The following is a 15,419-nucleotide window of genomic DNA, read 5'->3' on the forward strand; positions in this document are numbered from 1 at the left end:
CTGAATCAATTCCAGCAATTATTGCAACACTTTTTTGTGATTCTCCAGCTAAAACTCTAGCTACAAGAGAATACCTTCCTTCAGCTGTACGTTCTTTACATGTTGAAGGATGCTTTAAAGTATCAATTCCATAAATATCTGCAATTCTTGACCAAGTAACAATTCGTTTTCTAAAATTCTTTTGACCAATTCCTGCTGGTGTTTCAGGCCATTGACCATTTCTGTATAGCTCGACACAATTTAATTTAAATACAAAATCATATTTCACGTAAAAACCCCCTTTACTGGTGTCCAGTAAAGGGGGTACATATCACTTGTCTGACATTTGGGGTGCATTTCAAAATCAAGGAATTTCGTAAGCGCGAGACGGGATTCGAACAAATCCCCGCACACACAAACACTGATAAATAGGAGGTTTGCGGCTTCTGTTATTTATCTGCACACATGGGATGTGTGCTTTTTTATTTCTTGAATTATATTAGTTCGTTATTGTGAAAGATTGTGAAGTAAGTTTTCTATTTGCTCCACAGCATATGTCTCTGCTGTTATCGGATTATCATAATCTAAAAAAGCTGCTGTTCTACTTGATACCTCTCTAAAAATAAGCATAGTATTGTTCAGTGCCCTTAAAATATCCTCTGCATCATATGTTCCATATGCTGTTTTCAATTGTTTCTTAATATTTTCATCAACCCAATTGTCAAAAAACCTACCGTCATGCCAAACATCAAAATCTTTGCTATTAACAGCTTTTGAATAGCCCTCAAGCATCTGTCTTAATAAATCTTTCATATAACCATCAACACAACTTTTTGCTGACCAAGTTTCTCCTCGAAGTAACTTTTTCACTGACCATATTGAATGAAACCAAAATGTATTTGCAAGATTAATAAATTCTTTCTCTGTGAGAACAGTTTTTATTTCTTCAGTTGGTTCAGATGGTTTATTGCGTTCAATTGCACCTTTAAAATCAATTTTATCAACTAACATCATATATCCACTAGAAAAAAATGATTGTATAGTATTATCAGCAGCCAACCTTTCAGATTTTTTAGCATCATAAAACAAAAAATCCATATCCATTGCATCGCTGAAAAACACCCTGCGTTCTTGACCGTATGCTGCTGTTGGTTCTTGAAAAGAAATATAATATTTTTCAATTTGATTCAGCCATTGGTCCGTATTCAAAAAATAATCGACATCCTTTACAAGAAAAATAATATCGTAATCCGAATATTTATCTGCAACATTTTTTTCTCTTGCTCTAGAACCAAAAAGAATCATAGCTTGAATCAATTCCGATACATTAGCAAATGACACTAATTTTTCCATAATGGTATCATATGAATTCATATAAAATATCCTCGCTTTATATCTATTGAAATATACTTAGTTAACTCAGAAATTACTGCGCATCGCAATTGTAAACAATAGCGAATTAATTTTACATCAAATTAGAATTTACCTAATTATACTTTTCCTAAAATAGGAAGTCAAGTTAATCTATACGGTAGAAGTGTATTCTCTACGCCATTACAAAGTGTACACCATTGAAAAAGACAAGATAACGTTTACTCGTTACCCCTACGAGTAAACGGTTAATCATGTCATTTTTTCAAATATCGCAGTATAAATAATAGCATATTAAAATTGTAATTATGACGAAAGGAGAAAACAAACAGACTGAAAACAAAATTTATTTTTGTTTTCGTAAGGATATATCAGTTCACTGATAAAACCTTATAGCCGGTAAACCGGCAGTACGTCATAGGTCGGGTATTACGAGAAGTCGGAAAGCAGCAAAGCGTGACAAGAATTTCTCTGAGGCAAAGAACAGGGAATTCATAGAATTCTGTAAATCCACCGGATTACGTAAGAAAGAATTGAAATGCTTAAGGGGTACACAATTACTTTTTAAGAACGGAATTTATTACATAGCTGTTACTAGTGGAGCAAAGGGTGGAAGATATAGGGAGTCCCCTATCATTTCAAATGTGGATGAGGTTGTAAATCGAATGAAGGAAGCCGGAAACGGTAAAGTATGATCATATGTTCCTGACATGGATGTTCACTCTTATCGTAGCGATTATTGTACCGAAATCTATAATGCTTTAGCCAGACCGTTAGAAAAGATACCGAAGAACGAACGTTATCATTGCAGAACATTATATATGCTGACTCTTTTGCCCGCAGGATCTGTGGGCATATTTCAGAAAAAAGCCTCGTTTTTAAAATCACCTGTCATATTGTACTATGAAACATGAAACAAAGTGTTTAAAAACAATAACAGGAGGTCACATTATTATGCTTGATGCATTATCTATCTTACAGGAAGCTTATGAATGTGGTATCTTGGATGCAACAGAAGTCGCAATAAAAATAAATATGATCAAAGAAACTATGTAAAAGAGCGTCATCCATATTCGATTAGCACTCGTAAGAGTGGGCGCTTCATAACCACCGAGTACACCCTCCGCGTTTCCAATTTTGAAAAAGGAAAACAACGGTTTTTTTAATTTTCCCGTTGGGCGGCACAAGTTCCATTTATAGATGTCTTTTCAAATAAATCATATCCACTAACTGTTGTCCATTTTCATACATAGGGTGGTCGTAATTATCTATAAAAAAGTTTTTAACAATGTGTGATTTTTCAAATCCACACCTTTCGTAGAAACGAAGTATCGTAGGGCTATCGCCTGTTCCAACATATAACTCACTACCAAACTTCTTATAGTAATCAATAATAAATGTAATTAGACGTTGTCCATATCCTTTCCGTTGATATTCAGGAACGGTAACAATATTCTTAATTTCATAAACGCCGGATTGCTCTTGTGTAACAATGCAAATCTCCTTAACATCATCATCACACAAAGCAAACATATCACCACGATACAAATATTTTTCTATCATACTTATCTGTTCATCTGCAATAAGTAGCAATTCCATGTACTTTATTTTATCGCTATCAATAATTTTCAAAATTTCCATTCACTATTTTCCCTTTCCTTTTCTCTATTATCTCTACAAATCCATTATACTCTCTTTAATTTCAAATAGAGGAACACACATCATTGTAAAAAATAGATGTGCCACTTTGTAAAGCGGCACATCTACTCATAAAATTTGCATACTCCGTATAATTCGCTGAATACTTTTAGAGGTTAAAAAATATTTCTCTGACAGTTCAAAAACAGTCGTGCCGTTTCTGTAACTATTGTATATTTCAAAATTTCTTTCTTTGAAATATACTTTCGTATCTGTCTTTTCTCCCCACGTACATCTTTTTGATTTTATTTTTGGAATGTATATAACTTGCCCGTCAACATATTCTTGAATTTTTTCAATCAATCCTTCGGGCAAAATTTCCAAAGCATGAACATAGCCCATTGTGTCCTCCTAAAAAATTATTCTTTAGGATAGCAAAGACTATTGATATTCTATTTTGGTGATATGCAATAGCCCCTGCTATGCACAATATTTCCTGCTTTTCCTTATTGTTCATCCCCCCCCTATCTATTATATATTATAGCTAAGACACGTTTCATCTTCAAGTTACTTTTATGAATAACATGATTTATTTTAATCAATAATATGGGAAGCCGGAAACGGTAAAGTATGGACCGATGTTCCTGACATGGATGTTCATTCTTATCGTAGCGATTATTGTGCTGAAATTTATAAGACATTAGCCAGACCGCTAGAAAAGATACCGAAGAACGAACGCTATCATTGCAGAACACTATTTACGCTAACTCTTATGCCCGCTGGATCTGCGGGCATATTTCAGAAAAAAGCTTCATTTTTAAAATTACCTGTCATATTGTTTTATGAAACATAAAAGATTCTGAAAGAGGTGAAAAAGCTTTCACCTGACAGTGGATATCTTTTCATACAGTCAAATGGTGAAAAAATGACGAGCAGAAGCTTTAACTAATGGCTTGAGAAGTATTGTAGAGATGCTGGAGTAACGTTTAAGAGCAGTCATTGTATCCGAAGAACCTTTGCCAGTCGGTTGTATGCAGAGGGACATGCCTTTAGAGGAAATCAGTGTGTATATGGGTCATGAAGATACTGATACAACGAAAGGATATATCTACAATTACAACGAAATCGAAAAGAACCGTGCCTATATGGACAAGGCATTATAGCAGTCCCCGCACGTAAAAGGATGTTGTACACATCCTGCACATATGTTTTTCAAGCAACAAAAAATTGCTAACCCCTGATTTATAAGGATTAGCGATACTTTTCAACTAAGCGCGAGACGGGATTCGAACAAATCTCCGCACACTCAAATACTGATAAATAAGAGATTTGCGGCTTCTGTTATTTATCTGCACACATACTTGCACACAAAAAGATGTGATATTTATGTTCAATATTGGTTCGTTATTGTGAAAGAATTTGAACAAGCATATCAACCCATTCTAACTCTCACTTTCGTTTTCATTGCTATCTTTTTGGCACTCTTCACATCGATAGGTCAAGAAATTTTTCACCGGGATTGACACTATTAACACAACACCTATAACAATGTAAATGGTATAGATAAATATATTAATAATATCTATAACACTAAATGAAACATTTAAATCTAAAAATAATGATAAAATTCTTAATAAAGATGCAAAAAATCCTGTTATTCCAGAAAACAATGTTGAAATCACTATCAACCATTTCGCCAAGTTTTTCCCTGCGTAAAGGAAGTATAATATTGAACCAAGAATTGCTAGCCGAACTAATCCGAAAAATGTCGTAGTCACTATTTCATCAGACTGTCCATTAACAACCGCACTAACTATTGCGATAAAATTTGTTGATAATAATGCAATAATAATTGCATTAACAATCTTTTTTCCTAAATTTATTGAATACATTTTCTACTCCTTTGAGATAAATAATACTAATAATTTTTGAATTATGTAATCTAATTAATCTAATATTACATCATATTACATAATTTTTCCACAAAAACTTTATTGTATTAGAATTGAAATTTTATTTTTATCAATCCTGTCTTATTGACTCTATCAAAAAACATGTTAACTAATTCATCTCCGTTTTCATTGTAGTACCAATTTTGCAATCGACGCCAATTGCGAAATATTTCCTGCATGAATTTCTTTAATTATACTTTTATAAAAAGGAAAGTCAATCCAACTTGCAGAATTGTAAATATCTACACTTTTATTCTGAAGTGTATACCATTAATTCAAGCATGATAACGGTTACTCGTTGTATCTTCGAGTAAACAGTTATCTTTATTTGTTTTTTCAAATATCAAGGTTCGGAAAATGACATATTGACTTTGTATATGACGAAAGGAGAAAACAAAACATACAAAAACAATTAAAAATAACAAACAAATGAAACAACCGGACCGAAAATAAAATATATAATTTAATTTATTTTATAAGGCAATATCAGTTAACTGATAAACCTTATTGCCGGTAAGCCGGCGGTCAGTAAGAAGAAAAGAAGAGAGAACGGAGTTCTCTTGACTTAAGATGTATCTGTAGTTGAAATTTATAGAACAAACCACTGTTCAGGAGATTGTAGACCATTAAAAAACACTCCATTAATAATGGTCAGGCTGGATACCCTTTGACTGTATCCTTAGGAGTAATAATCGCTAGGTGCCTGTGATTTGAATAAATTGGCGCGTGCTCAGCTTTAACTTATAAATGCAATCAAAGGACGTGGTAAAAATGGCTCGTAACAGAGAAAAGAAACACCAATCATTGGTTCATCAGGTGGAGATGAAATTAAAATCAAAGATGGCTATCGGTCATTCAAAACATGATGACCAGAGGACAGAACATGCACTCTTGAAAGAAAAGCGGAAAAAGGATTCTAAGGCAATGTTAAGTTATCAGGAGCGTATTACTATTCATAAGATTTATACTTGGAGTACCTTTCAGGATTATCAGAAACATGCCTGTTACTTTATCAAATGGTGTAAGGAACACTACGGCTGCAGGATGCTTTCCGAGTGCAGGCAGTATGTGGATGAATGGCTTATGGAAAGGTCTATTCTGGCACCGATTCGCAGAAGCTGGAAGCTTGTACACTGGCAAAAGTTTTTGACTGTACCACAGAGAATTTTATTAAAACAGCAGTACGGCATAGGTCTGGTATCACCAGAAGTCGGAAAGCGGCAAAACGTGATAAGAATTTCTCTGAAACAAAGAATAAGGAATTCATAGAATTCTGTAATACATTAGCCAGACCGCTAGAAAAGATACCGAAGAATGAACGTTATCATTGCAGGAGTGACCTGAAAGGTGTCTGTTATGATAAGCGTGCTATGCTGATTGCCCGCAGGATCTGCGGGCATATTTCAGAAAAAAGCATCGTTTTTAAAATCACCTGTCATATTGTTTTATGAAACATAAAAGATTCTGAAAGAGGTGAAAAAGATTTCACCTGACAGTGAATATCTTTTCACACAGTCAAATGGTGAAAGAATGACGAGCAGAAGCTTTAACTACTGGCTTGAGAAGTATTGTATGGATGTTGGAGTAACGTTTAAGAGCATTCATTGTATTCGAAGAACCTTTGCTAGTCGGTTGTATGCAGAGGACGCATGCCTTTAGAGGAAATTAGTGTGTATATGTGCCATGAAGATACTGATACAACGAAAGGATATATCTACAATTACAACGAAATCGAAAAGAATCGTGCCTATATGGACAAGGCATTATAGCAGTCCCCGTACGTAAAAGGATGTTGCACACATCCTGCACACATGTTTTTCAAGCAACAAAAAATCGCTAACCCTTGATTTATAAGGATTAGCGATACTTTTCAACTAAGCGCGAGACGGGATTCGAACCCGCGACCCTCGCCTTGGCAAGGCGATACTCCACCACTGAGCCACTCGCGCATTTATTACTATTGTATGTGTTCTTTTGTCTTACTTTACCGCTCTGAACACATACAATAGTATACTATAGAAGCAGCTTACTGTCAATACTAATTCAATAAATTTTTTATTCAATATATTTATTATATTGAATTAAGACATCTTAACGCTAATGATGTAATCATTCTTTTTAAAGCTTTGGCTGCTGATATTGCTTATAGTTACAGGTCTTGCATCCAGCCACATCTCTTCTGCTGCTATCAGCAAATGTGCCAGACAAATGCCCATATCAATCAGTCCGGCTTCCTTCATGACATTTTTCATAAATATATTCTTCTTGCAGAACAAATGGATTCGGTTGTTATACACCACCATCCTCCATGGCTGGCTGTTCATGCCGGAAGGTGCCAGTCTGGCAGCAGATACGATGGTCCGGACATTCTTATCTACCTCTTCCTTGAATACTGCTATACTCTTAAGCGGCAGCCTTTTTGCCTTATCGTTCTGCCTGTATACCTCGTACTCTCCTTCTCCGAAGGCAAGAGCAATTACCTGCTCATACTCTTCTTCCTCCAGTACCTTATCCTTTAGGTTCAGGCTGCCGATATAACAGGTTCCAAGACCTCTTGCCGTAATATAGAGCGCTATCTGTTCCATCATATTTCCCGCGTTTAACAGATAACCCGGTTCCTTTGTAGAATATAAAACCAGATAATATGGTGCTTTAACGGTGAGAATTCCCGGCTGAAAATGCTTCAAATCAGCCAACTGCACCAGTTCAAGCCTTACTTTGATATCATCAAAGATCATTGGTATGCTGTCCGCAAAATTCATGATATGGTCAATTACCGTTTGGTCTAATTTATCCATACCGTATTTTCTTACAGATTTCCTAACAAATATTGCTTCATAAAGATTCATGGCAGACTCCCTTTTACACCCTTAATTCGAGCATTTTATCTCTTAATTTGGGCAGCTCATCTCCTCTGTTTCGCCTTTTGCCTTTTGTAAGGCATATCTTTTATAGTATAGAGGAGATATTCCATAGTATTTTTTAAACAGCTTACTGAAATGGTAAACATCCTCGTAACCCACTCTATTGGCTATACTCTTTATACTCTCTCCCTCTGAGGATAACAGAATATCCCTCGCCTTTTCAAGTCTTATCTTTATCAGGTAGTTAATCGGCGATTCTCCGGTTTCTTCTTTGAATATCTTGGATATATACACAGGACTTAGATACATATTATGCGCTATCTGATCCAGGGATATCTTATTATCGTAATTTTCATTCAAATAATTGATGATTTTCTTTACGGCATAACTTTTATTATAAGATTCGAAGTTACAGCCCTTCTGGCTGGTTGCCATGTCCGTGATATCCCGGATAATAAAGAGCAGTATCTGTATGAGATGGGCTTTTAACATGAAATATTTCCCGGCTTTGCAGCTTTCATTCTCAGATATCATCTCATAGCAATGCTTCGAGATATCCTGTTTGGTTTCTGTTTTTGTGTGAAGGATATGCCCTCCCTCCTTAAATATTACAGAATTAGGAGGCATATTCTTGAACTGAAATCCCGTAAATCCGGCAAAGAATTCCACCGTAGGCTCTTTCGGATTCACTAAGATATTCTGATGCTTCACACCAGGATTGCATATTATGACATCTCCGGCTTCCACATCATACACAATTCCTTCTACCAGATATTTTCCCTTACCGGATAATATATATGTCAATTCAGTAAAATCGTGATCGTGATAAGCACTCTCACACACCATTTTCTGTTTGCTGACAAATAATATTGTTGGATTTAGATCGCAATAGGTTATATCAAACTGGTGCTGACACATAGAACCCCTCCTTCCGTTGTATTTTTCGCACTAACAGCCATGCCCTTTCCAACGCGCCGCAAGATTGGCCGAGGATTTCGCAGGCACAATCTTGTGTGTGAAAATCATCTTTTAATTTTCACACTAACACCCATGCATATCGCAAGTTTACTTGCGATACTGCCCAAATGGAAAGTGAAAAATGCTTTATATTTTTCACACTAGCTCCCGTGCATAAATCACTGCTTGCAGATGATTTACTGCCTTAAATCAAGGTGTGAAATGTCTCTATGCTAACAAACTATTAACGTTTCATAATTAAAAATCAAATCGCATCCTCTTCATTATAACATCTTTTAATGAATTAAAAAACCTTTTTTCAGGTTTTTTATATGCAGGTATGCAAAGTAAATTACTGGTATATCGCAGATACAAACAGCCACATCGTTAAATTTCAAAGGACGTACATTTTGTCGTATTTCTATGCTTATATAATATCTGACATGATTACCATAACAAATGACATTTCAATTTTACACGTGAATACTATAATGGAACAGAATCTTAAAACACGCTGGCTTACATTTTTATAAATAAATGTAACTTGGCACAAGAGTGGAGGCTAAATAATATGACAGCATTGCAATGGGTTTTTTCATTCCTGAAAAAATACCGTTTTCGGCTAATAACGGCTTTGTTTTTAGTAACTATCTCATGCCTTTTAACCATCATCAATCCGTATATCTCTGGTATCATTGTAGATGATGTTATAAAAGGCGGCAAGCGGGGAATTCTTCCTAAACTGGTGCTTCTTCTGATCGGAACTACCATTTTCAGGTCTTTAATAAAATACCGCTTCCTTGTAATATTCGAAACCACCTCCCAGAATATGCTCTATAGCATGCGTGATTATGTATACCGCCGTTTTCTGCAGGAGGACTTCAACTTTTACAACAAGAACCGTACCGGTGATTTAATGTCAAGGCAAACCGGTGACATGGAGGCTATCAGACACTTTGTGGCATTCGTTATCTACTCCGTTTATGAGAACTCTCTTTTGTTTATTATAGCTCTGGTTATGATTTTTACAGTGGATTTCAGGCTTGCGCTTTGTATGATAGCGGTTATTCCTATTACGGTACTCTTGACCCGTAAGCAGCTTTCCTCAGTGAAAGCAGCCTTTCATAATATCAGACAGCGTTTCTCCAGCTTAAATACTTTCGTACAGGAAAATGTAAGCGGTAACCGTGTAGTAAAGGCCTTTGCCAAGGAAGATTATGAAATCCAGAAGTTCAACCGGGAAAATGATGCTTACCGGGATGCGGAATTATCTGCTGCTGCTATCTGGAAGAAGTACGTACCTATCTTCGAATTTCTTGCCAACTTTTTAACTGTTATCCTTTATCTGGCAGGCGGCATTATGGTTATTAAGGGATATATTACCTTAGGAAAGATGGTCACGGTAAGCGGTTATCTCTGGATGCTTAATAACCCCTTAAGAATGGCCGGATGGCTGGCAAATGATTACCAGCGTTTTGTAACCTCTGCGGAAAAGATATATGCAACCATTAAAGAGGAACCTGGTATCAAAACGCCTGACAACGGCGTAAAAGCCAAGCGTTTCCAGGGGAATCTGGAATTTAAGCATGTAAATTACCGCGCAGATGATGATGTCATCCTAAGAGATATTAACTTTAAAGTAAAGCCCGGCCAGACAGTGGGCATTATCGGTGCCACCGGCTCCGGCAAATCAACTTTGATGAATCTGCTCTGCCGTTTCTATGATGTAACAGACGGTGAGATAACCATTGACGGCGTGAATCTAAAAGATATGGATTTATACCAGCTTAGAAGCAATATTGGCATGGCAATGCAGGATGTGTTCCTGTTCTCAGATACCATTGAGGGCAATATCGCCTACGGCAGTCCAAACTGCAGCCTGGAGGAAGTAATAGAGGCAGCAAAGGTTGCTAACGCCCATGACTTTATCACTGCCATGCCGGAAGGCTATGACACCATTGTAGGTGAACGTGGGATGGGACTCTCCGGTGGTCAAAAGCAGCGTATTTCCTTGGCAAGAGCTCTCCTTAAGAACCCTTCCATTGTTGTATTGGATGACACTACCTCAGCCGTAGATATGGAAACAGAGACACAGATACAGGAACAGCTTCATTCCCTTTCCGATAAGACTGTATTTATTATTGCGCACCGTATCTCTTCCATTAAGGATGCGGACCAGATACTGGTACTGGATAACGGCAGGATAATCGAATCAGGGAACCATGAATCCCTGATTCAAAAGAAAGGCTATTATTATACCGTATTCAACCATCAATACGGGGAATTTGACCGCTATGTGAATGGAAACTTAAAGGAGGTGGTTTGCTAATGGCACGTAATAAGTATGATATTGATGAGACCCTCCAGAGCGAATTTAATTTTGACCAGCTAAAGCGTTTGTATTCCTACATAAAGCCCCACCGCAAGGAAATGTACTTTACCATATTGCTGATGATAATTTCCAGTGCTCTTGGTATGTTTACACCGATAATCCTGAAGACCATTATAGATAACTACATACCGAATGAAAATATCCGCGGCATTGTTATTATAAGCTTAATCCTGATGCTGTTAAACTTAATCATTGTAGTAATCCTGCGCTTGAAAATTCACATTACCACCAATCTCGGCCAAAGCATCATACACCAGATACGAAGTGATATTTTTAACCACTTGCAGGAACTCCCCTTCTCCTACTATGATGACCGTCCTCACGGAAAGATTCAGGTAAGGGTTGTAAACTACGTAAACAGCCTAAGTGACCTGCTCTCAAATGGTATTATTAATACCATTACGGATTTGTTCAGCTTGATTTTTATCGTAATATTTATGCTCTCCATCAATATCCGCCTGACCCTTGTCTGCTTGCTGGGACTTCCGATATTAATGGCAGTTATCTTCTTTATTAAGACAAAACAGCGTGTGGCCTGGCAGATATCCAGCAACAAGTCCTCTAACTTAAATGCCTACATTGCAGAAAGTATTAACGGAATCCGTGTTACACAGAGCTTTGTAAGGGAAGAGGAAAATATCAAGATATTTAACAGCTTAAGCGGCAAATATAGCGATGCCTGGATGAAAGCCGTAAAATACAACTTCCTTTTGTGGCCGGCCATTGATAATATCTCTATGATTACCACCGCAGCTATTTATATACTGGGTGTCAGCTGGATTGCAGGCGGTGCCAAGGGAATTACCGTCGGTGTCCTTATCGCCTTCACCGGCTATATCGGACGCTTCTGGGCTCCTGTCAATACCCTGGCAAGCTTTTATAACTCCCTGCTAACCGCAGTTTCTTATCTGGAAAGAATCTTTGAAACCATTGATGAACCGGTACTTGTAAAGGATAAAGAAAGCGCTGTGGAAATGCCGCCTATTAAGGGAACGGTAGAATTTAAGGATGTGGTATTCAGCTATGAAGAAGGCCTTCCTATTCTGAACGGAATCAGCTTTACAGCCCATCAGGGAGAATCCTTTGCTATTGTAGGACCTACCGGTGCCGGCAAGACCACGATTATTAACCTTATCAGCCGGTTCTATAATCTGGATTCCGGGCAGATTCTCATTGACGGTATTGATATTAATGATGTGACCATCAAATCCCTGCGTAAGCAAATGGGTGTGATGCTCCAGGACAGCTTTATCTTTTCCGGAACCATTATGGATAATATACGGTACGGCAATATGGAAGCCACTGACGAACAGGTAAAGGAAGCCGCCAAAACGGTATGTGCTCACGATTTTATTATGGGGCTTGAAAAGGGCTATGATACTGAAGTAAACGAAAGAGGCAGCCGCCTCTCTGCCGGGCAGCGCCAGCTTATTTCCTTTGCCAGAGCACTCCTTGCAGATCCGAAGATACTGATATTAGATGAAGCCACTTCCAGTATTGACACCGAAACAGAAATACTGCTTCAGGAAGGACTTTTAAGACTTCTAAAAGGAAGAACTTCCTTTATCATTGCCCACCGTCTATCGACTATCAAGAATTCAAACTGCATCCTCTATGTGGATAACGGTAAGATTCTTGAGATGGGTAATCATGAGGAATTAATGGAAATGGAAGGATATTACCATAAGCTCTTCGTTTCCCAATATGATTTCTTAAACAAAGTACCGGAAAATCAGGACTTATGTCAGCAAGGGGCATTCTAATTTAGCTAAAACAGAAAAGTCCATAAGTTTCCTGTAACACACTCTCTGAAAGACATGTTGTCAGTTTTGTATGCATAAGCAGATAAAATTTGTACCGCTACTGCATACAAAATTGACACTTCTCTATCACTTTACCTTTTTTCTTTAAAAAGAACAGCGTTTTACCCTGAATACTGCATCATCTAAACAGCCTACTCCAAATCCTGAACCTTCATTTTATCTAAGCTCATATTTCTCTTCCTTTTCTCCCTGTGAACGGCATATATAAGAAGTAAAATAATAGTCGGTATATTATACAGGAAAAAGGTTGTTACTGTCATTATGATTACGGAAGATATATCTGTTTCAGATTCCTTGGATGTATTTTCGATTACTTTATTTATAACAGTACCGTCTTCTGAAATAGACTGCATCTGGGTAGTATTCGATGTATAAAAAGACAATCCAAAAACTGTTATCAGAGAAATAAGAAAAAACACCAGCGGCAGGATAAGTCCAAGCCACTTACTCTTACTTTTAGAAAGATAGATTTGTAAAAGCACAATTCCTGAAATAAATAAAATAAAAATAATTATTAATGGCATTACACGCATTACTGTCCCCCTCCTTTTGATTTTTTGTATTCGGTTATAAGAACTTTGGCAGTATCAAAATCTATTTTTTCGTTTACGACCAGTCTTTTAATCAATCCAATGTACGGTTCTTTTGCAGTTTCTTCGCTTATCTGTATTTTTTGTATAAGTCTGTCTAAGCGCAGCCGGACCGTCGGATAGGTAACACCATATTGATGTGCAACTTCTTTTAGTGACCCGGAAGCCTGAATAAAATTTTTGATAAATGCAATGTCTTCATCCTCCAGATTAACCATCCATTCCGGAACAATCTCTATTGCCACATTCACACCCCCCTTTAATAATGTTAAGTTTAACATTTAACATTATTAAAATCAATAGTAATATATTTATTTATAAAAATAAAGATATAGGCAAGAATCAATATAATTGTTTTCTCCCTTGCCGTCCGATACCACTTATTGTAGACTAGTATCGGTAAATATGATTTAATATATTACATTCACATTTCTATTCTAAGGAAAGGAGAGTTCTTATCATGAAACTGACTTATATGGTGTTTGAAAAGAAAATTGAATATGGGCAGAGTAATGATTTAAGGGACTTCTCTGCACTTTGATCCTTTTGTGAGATGTTTTTATAAAGCTGGCACGCAAACGGCGTGCTTTTTTTATGTCCAAAAACAGCACTGACACCATCTAAGTTCACTTGGTACAAATAAATTTTCCAACTACGAATTAACAAATATCAAATCAAAGATTTGATGTTCAGAAAAGAGGTTTGGTTGAAAAACAAAACGCTGTTTTTCAACTACGTATTCAGGAATATCAAATCAAAGATTTGATATTCAGAAAAGAGGTTTAAAATGATTTTACTAGAAAATTTCGGATATACGGACTTTTTTGAAAAGCAGATAACCGATAAAGAAAAAGAGCTGGGGCTGATCCCGGCAAGAATTATTTCTATCCAAAAGGAAAGCTACCGGCTGGTTTCTGCTTGCGGAGAAAATAACGCAAAATTAAAAGGTTCTGTGTTTTATCAGGACAATGAACTTAAAACCTATCCGGCAGTAGGTGATTTTGTGCTAATCAAGGACAATGAACAGGGAGAAGACATTATCTACCGGGTATTAGAAAGACATTCCAGCTTTTCAAGAGCTAACCCTTCCCTGCCTACGAAGATATCCGGCGCCAGCGCTCAGATGGTGGCCGCAAACTTTGACTATGTCTTTCTTATGACCTCCTTAAACCATGACTTTAACCTTCGCCGCCTGGAACGGTATCTTGCCGCTGCCTGGCAAAGCGGCGGTACCCCGGTTATCATTCTGACGAAGGCTGACCTTTCAAGTGATTATGAAGAAAAAATCGCACTTACAAAAGAAATCTCTCCGGGCGTTGATATTCATGCCATCAGCTGCTATACCGGTTTTGGCCTGGAGGCACTTTCACACTACCTAAAACCTGGTAAGACCCTGGTTTTTATGGGGTCCTCCGGTATCGGCAAGTCTTCCCTTGTAAATGCCCTTGCCGAAAAGGAACTGATGAAAGTAAATACCATAAGGGAGGATGACAGCAGGGGACACCATACTACAACCTACCGGCAGCTCTTTGCATTGGAGAGCGGTGCGCTGATTATTGATACCCCCGGTATGAGGGAACTTGGTATCTGGTCTGCCGATGAGGGTGTAAGTGAAGTATTCTCTGACATTGAGGACTTAATTGCCTCCTGCCGTTTTCATGACTGTCATCACAAGACAGAACCAGGCTGTGCCGTAAAGAAAGCTCTGGCAGATGGTACACTCTCCCTCTCCCGCTATCAATCCTACCTTAAGCTTGAGAAGGAAGCCAGATTTACAGCAAAGAAGGCAGCCCTCTATGAGAGCCGCCTTCGAAATAGCCAGAAAACCAGTAAGAAAAAATAATACCGTCAGA

14 protein-coding genes and 1 tRNA gene are annotated in these 15,419 nt (G+C 37.4%); 5 read left to right on the forward strand and 10 right to left on the reverse strand.

Annotated elements, in window-relative coordinates:
- From BUF11_RS06125 to BUF11_RS06145, 5 genes are all read right to left on the reverse strand, one after another.
- Nucleotides 1-268 (reverse strand): hypothetical protein (locus tag BUF11_RS06125; RefSeq protein ID WP_073587978.1); only part of this gene is annotated, 268 nt, incomplete at its 3' end.
- 218 nt (nucleotides 269-486) lie between these two features.
- The gene (locus BUF11_RS06130; protein ID WP_073587979.1) at nucleotides 487-1,353 is read right to left on the reverse strand and encodes an aminoglycoside 6-adenylyltransferase; all 867 of its coding nucleotides are present in this window, start codon (nucleotides 1,351-1,353) and stop codon (nucleotides 487-489) included.
- A 1,191-nt stretch (nucleotides 1,354-2,544) separates the two neighbouring features.
- Nucleotides 2,545-2,991, reverse strand: a complete 447-nt coding sequence (locus tag BUF11_RS06135; protein WP_073587980.1) for a GNAT family N-acetyltransferase — start codon at nucleotides 2,989-2,991, stop codon at nucleotides 2,545-2,547.
- Between the two features lie 126 nt (nucleotides 2,992-3,117).
- A complete protein-coding gene (locus tag BUF11_RS06140) occupies nucleotides 3,118-3,390 on the reverse strand; it encodes a CD3324 family protein (protein WP_073587981.1) in 273 nt (90 codons plus the stop codon).
- Nucleotides 3,391-4,430: 1,040 nt separating this feature from the next.
- Nucleotides 4,431-4,880 (reverse strand): hypothetical protein, encoded by a 450-nt coding sequence (locus tag BUF11_RS06145; RefSeq protein WP_073587982.1) that lies wholly within the window; start codon nucleotides 4,878-4,880, stop codon nucleotides 4,431-4,433.
- A gap of 831 nt (nucleotides 4,881-5,711) precedes the next feature.
- On the opposite strand from BUF11_RS06145, the gene BUF11_RS06150 reads away from it, so the two are divergent.
- On the forward strand, nucleotides 5,712-6,209 hold the full coding sequence (locus BUF11_RS06150; RefSeq protein ID WP_139243310.1) for a hypothetical protein: 498 nt from the start codon (nucleotides 5,712-5,714) through the stop codon (nucleotides 6,207-6,209).
- A 204-nt stretch (nucleotides 6,210-6,413) separates the two neighbouring features.
- On the forward strand, nucleotides 6,414-6,599 hold the full coding sequence (locus tag BUF11_RS25195) for a tyrosine-type recombinase/integrase (protein WP_073587984.1): 186 nt from the start codon (nucleotides 6,414-6,416) through the stop codon (nucleotides 6,597-6,599).
- 218 nt (nucleotides 6,600-6,817) lie between these two features.
- Here BUF11_RS25195 and BUF11_RS06160 read toward each other — a convergent pair.
- From BUF11_RS06160 to BUF11_RS06170, 3 genes are all read right to left on the reverse strand, one after another.
- Nucleotides 6,818-6,889: transfer RNA gene (locus BUF11_RS06160), tRNA-Gly, on the reverse strand.
- A gap of 132 nt (nucleotides 6,890-7,021) precedes the next feature.
- Nucleotides 7,022-7,789, reverse strand: coding sequence for a nitroreductase family protein (locus tag BUF11_RS06165; RefSeq protein WP_073587985.1), 768 nt, complete (start codon nucleotides 7,787-7,789; stop codon nucleotides 7,022-7,024).
- Nucleotides 7,790-7,831: 42 nt separating this feature from the next.
- Nucleotides 7,832-8,722, reverse strand: a complete 891-nt coding sequence (locus BUF11_RS06170) for an AraC family transcriptional regulator (RefSeq protein WP_073587986.1) — start codon at nucleotides 8,720-8,722, stop codon at nucleotides 7,832-7,834.
- A gap of 610 nt (nucleotides 8,723-9,332) precedes the next feature.
- On the opposite strand from BUF11_RS06170, the gene BUF11_RS06175 reads away from it, so the two are divergent.
- Together BUF11_RS06175 and BUF11_RS06180 are read left to right on the forward strand one after the other, a co-directional pair.
- Nucleotides 9,333-11,090 carry an ABC transporter ATP-binding protein gene (locus BUF11_RS06175; RefSeq protein WP_073587987.1) on the forward strand — a complete coding sequence of 586 codons (1,758 nt, stop codon included), beginning with the start codon at nucleotides 9,333-9,335 and terminating at the stop codon, nucleotides 11,088-11,090.
- Nucleotides 11,090-12,916: an ABC transporter ATP-binding protein gene (locus tag BUF11_RS06180; RefSeq protein WP_073587988.1), complete on the forward strand. Its 1,827-nt coding sequence runs from the start codon at nucleotides 11,090-11,092 to the stop codon at nucleotides 12,914-12,916. Before BUF11_RS06175 ends, BUF11_RS06180 begins: the two co-directional genes overlap by 1 nt.
- A 191-nt stretch (nucleotides 12,917-13,107) precedes the next feature.
- On the opposite strand, the gene BUF11_RS06185 is transcribed toward BUF11_RS06180, so the two are convergent.
- The gene (locus BUF11_RS06185) at nucleotides 13,108-13,509 is read right to left on the reverse strand and encodes a hypothetical protein (protein WP_073587989.1); all 402 of its coding nucleotides are present in this window, start codon (nucleotides 13,507-13,509) and stop codon (nucleotides 13,108-13,110) included.
- A complete protein-coding gene (locus BUF11_RS06190; protein WP_073587990.1) occupies nucleotides 13,509-13,811 on the reverse strand; it encodes a DUF2089 family protein in 303 nt (100 codons plus the stop codon). The genes BUF11_RS06185 and BUF11_RS06190 overlap by 1 nt, the downstream gene beginning before the upstream one ends.
- A 542-nt stretch (nucleotides 13,812-14,353) precedes the next feature.
- Here BUF11_RS06190 and rsgA point away from each other — a divergent pair.
- A complete protein-coding gene (gene rsgA, locus BUF11_RS06195; RefSeq protein ID WP_073587991.1) occupies nucleotides 14,354-15,409 on the forward strand; it encodes a ribosome small subunit-dependent GTPase A in 1,056 nt (351 codons plus the stop codon).
- Nucleotides 15,410-15,419: the final 10 nt, after the last annotated feature.

The organism is Anaerocolumna xylanovorans DSM 12503 (genome assembly GCF_900143645.1).
Classification (GTDB): domain Bacteria; phylum Bacillota; class Clostridia; order Lachnospirales; family Lachnospiraceae; genus Anaerocolumna; species Anaerocolumna xylanovorans.

What these genes read in the sequence shown, in the direction of transcription:
- BUF11_RS06130 (WP_073587979.1), bottom strand. Translation starts at nt 1,353, where the DNA reads ATGAATTCATATGATACCATTATGGAAAAATTAGTGTCATTTGCTAAT.
- BUF11_RS06135 (WP_073587980.1), bottom strand. Translation starts at nt 2,991, where the DNA reads ATGGAAATTTTGAAAATTATTGATAGCGATAAAATAAAGTACATGGAA.
- BUF11_RS06140 (WP_073587981.1), bottom strand. Translation starts at nt 3,390, where the DNA reads ATGGGCTATGTTCATGCTTTGGAAATTTTGCCCGAAGGATTGATTGAA.
- BUF11_RS06145 (WP_073587982.1), bottom strand. Translation starts at nt 4,880, where the DNA reads ATGTATTCAATAAATTTAGGAAAAAAGATTGTTAATGCAATTATTATT.
- BUF11_RS06150 (WP_139243310.1), top strand. Translation starts at nt 5,712, where the DNA reads ATGGCTCGTAACAGAGAAAAGAAACACCAATCATTGGTTCATCAGGTG.
- BUF11_RS06165 (WP_073587985.1), bottom strand. Translation starts at nt 7,789, where the DNA reads ATGAATCTTTATGAAGCAATATTTGTTAGGAAATCTGTAAGAAAATAC.
- BUF11_RS06170 (WP_073587986.1), bottom strand. Translation starts at nt 8,722, where the DNA reads ATGTGTCAGCACCAGTTTGATATAACCTATTGCGATCTAAATCCAACA.
- BUF11_RS06175 (WP_073587987.1), top strand. Translation starts at nt 9,333, where the DNA reads ATGACAGCATTGCAATGGGTTTTTTCATTCCTGAAAAAATACCGTTTT.
- BUF11_RS06180 (WP_073587988.1), top strand. Translation starts at nt 11,090, where the DNA reads ATGGCACGTAATAAGTATGATATTGATGAGACCCTCCAGAGCGAATTT.
- BUF11_RS06185 (WP_073587989.1), bottom strand. Translation starts at nt 13,509, where the DNA reads ATGCGTGTAATGCCATTAATAATTATTTTTATTTTATTTATTTCAGGA.
- rsgA (WP_073587991.1), top strand. Translation starts at nt 14,354, where the DNA reads ATGATTTTACTAGAAAATTTCGGATATACGGACTTTTTTGAAAAGCAG.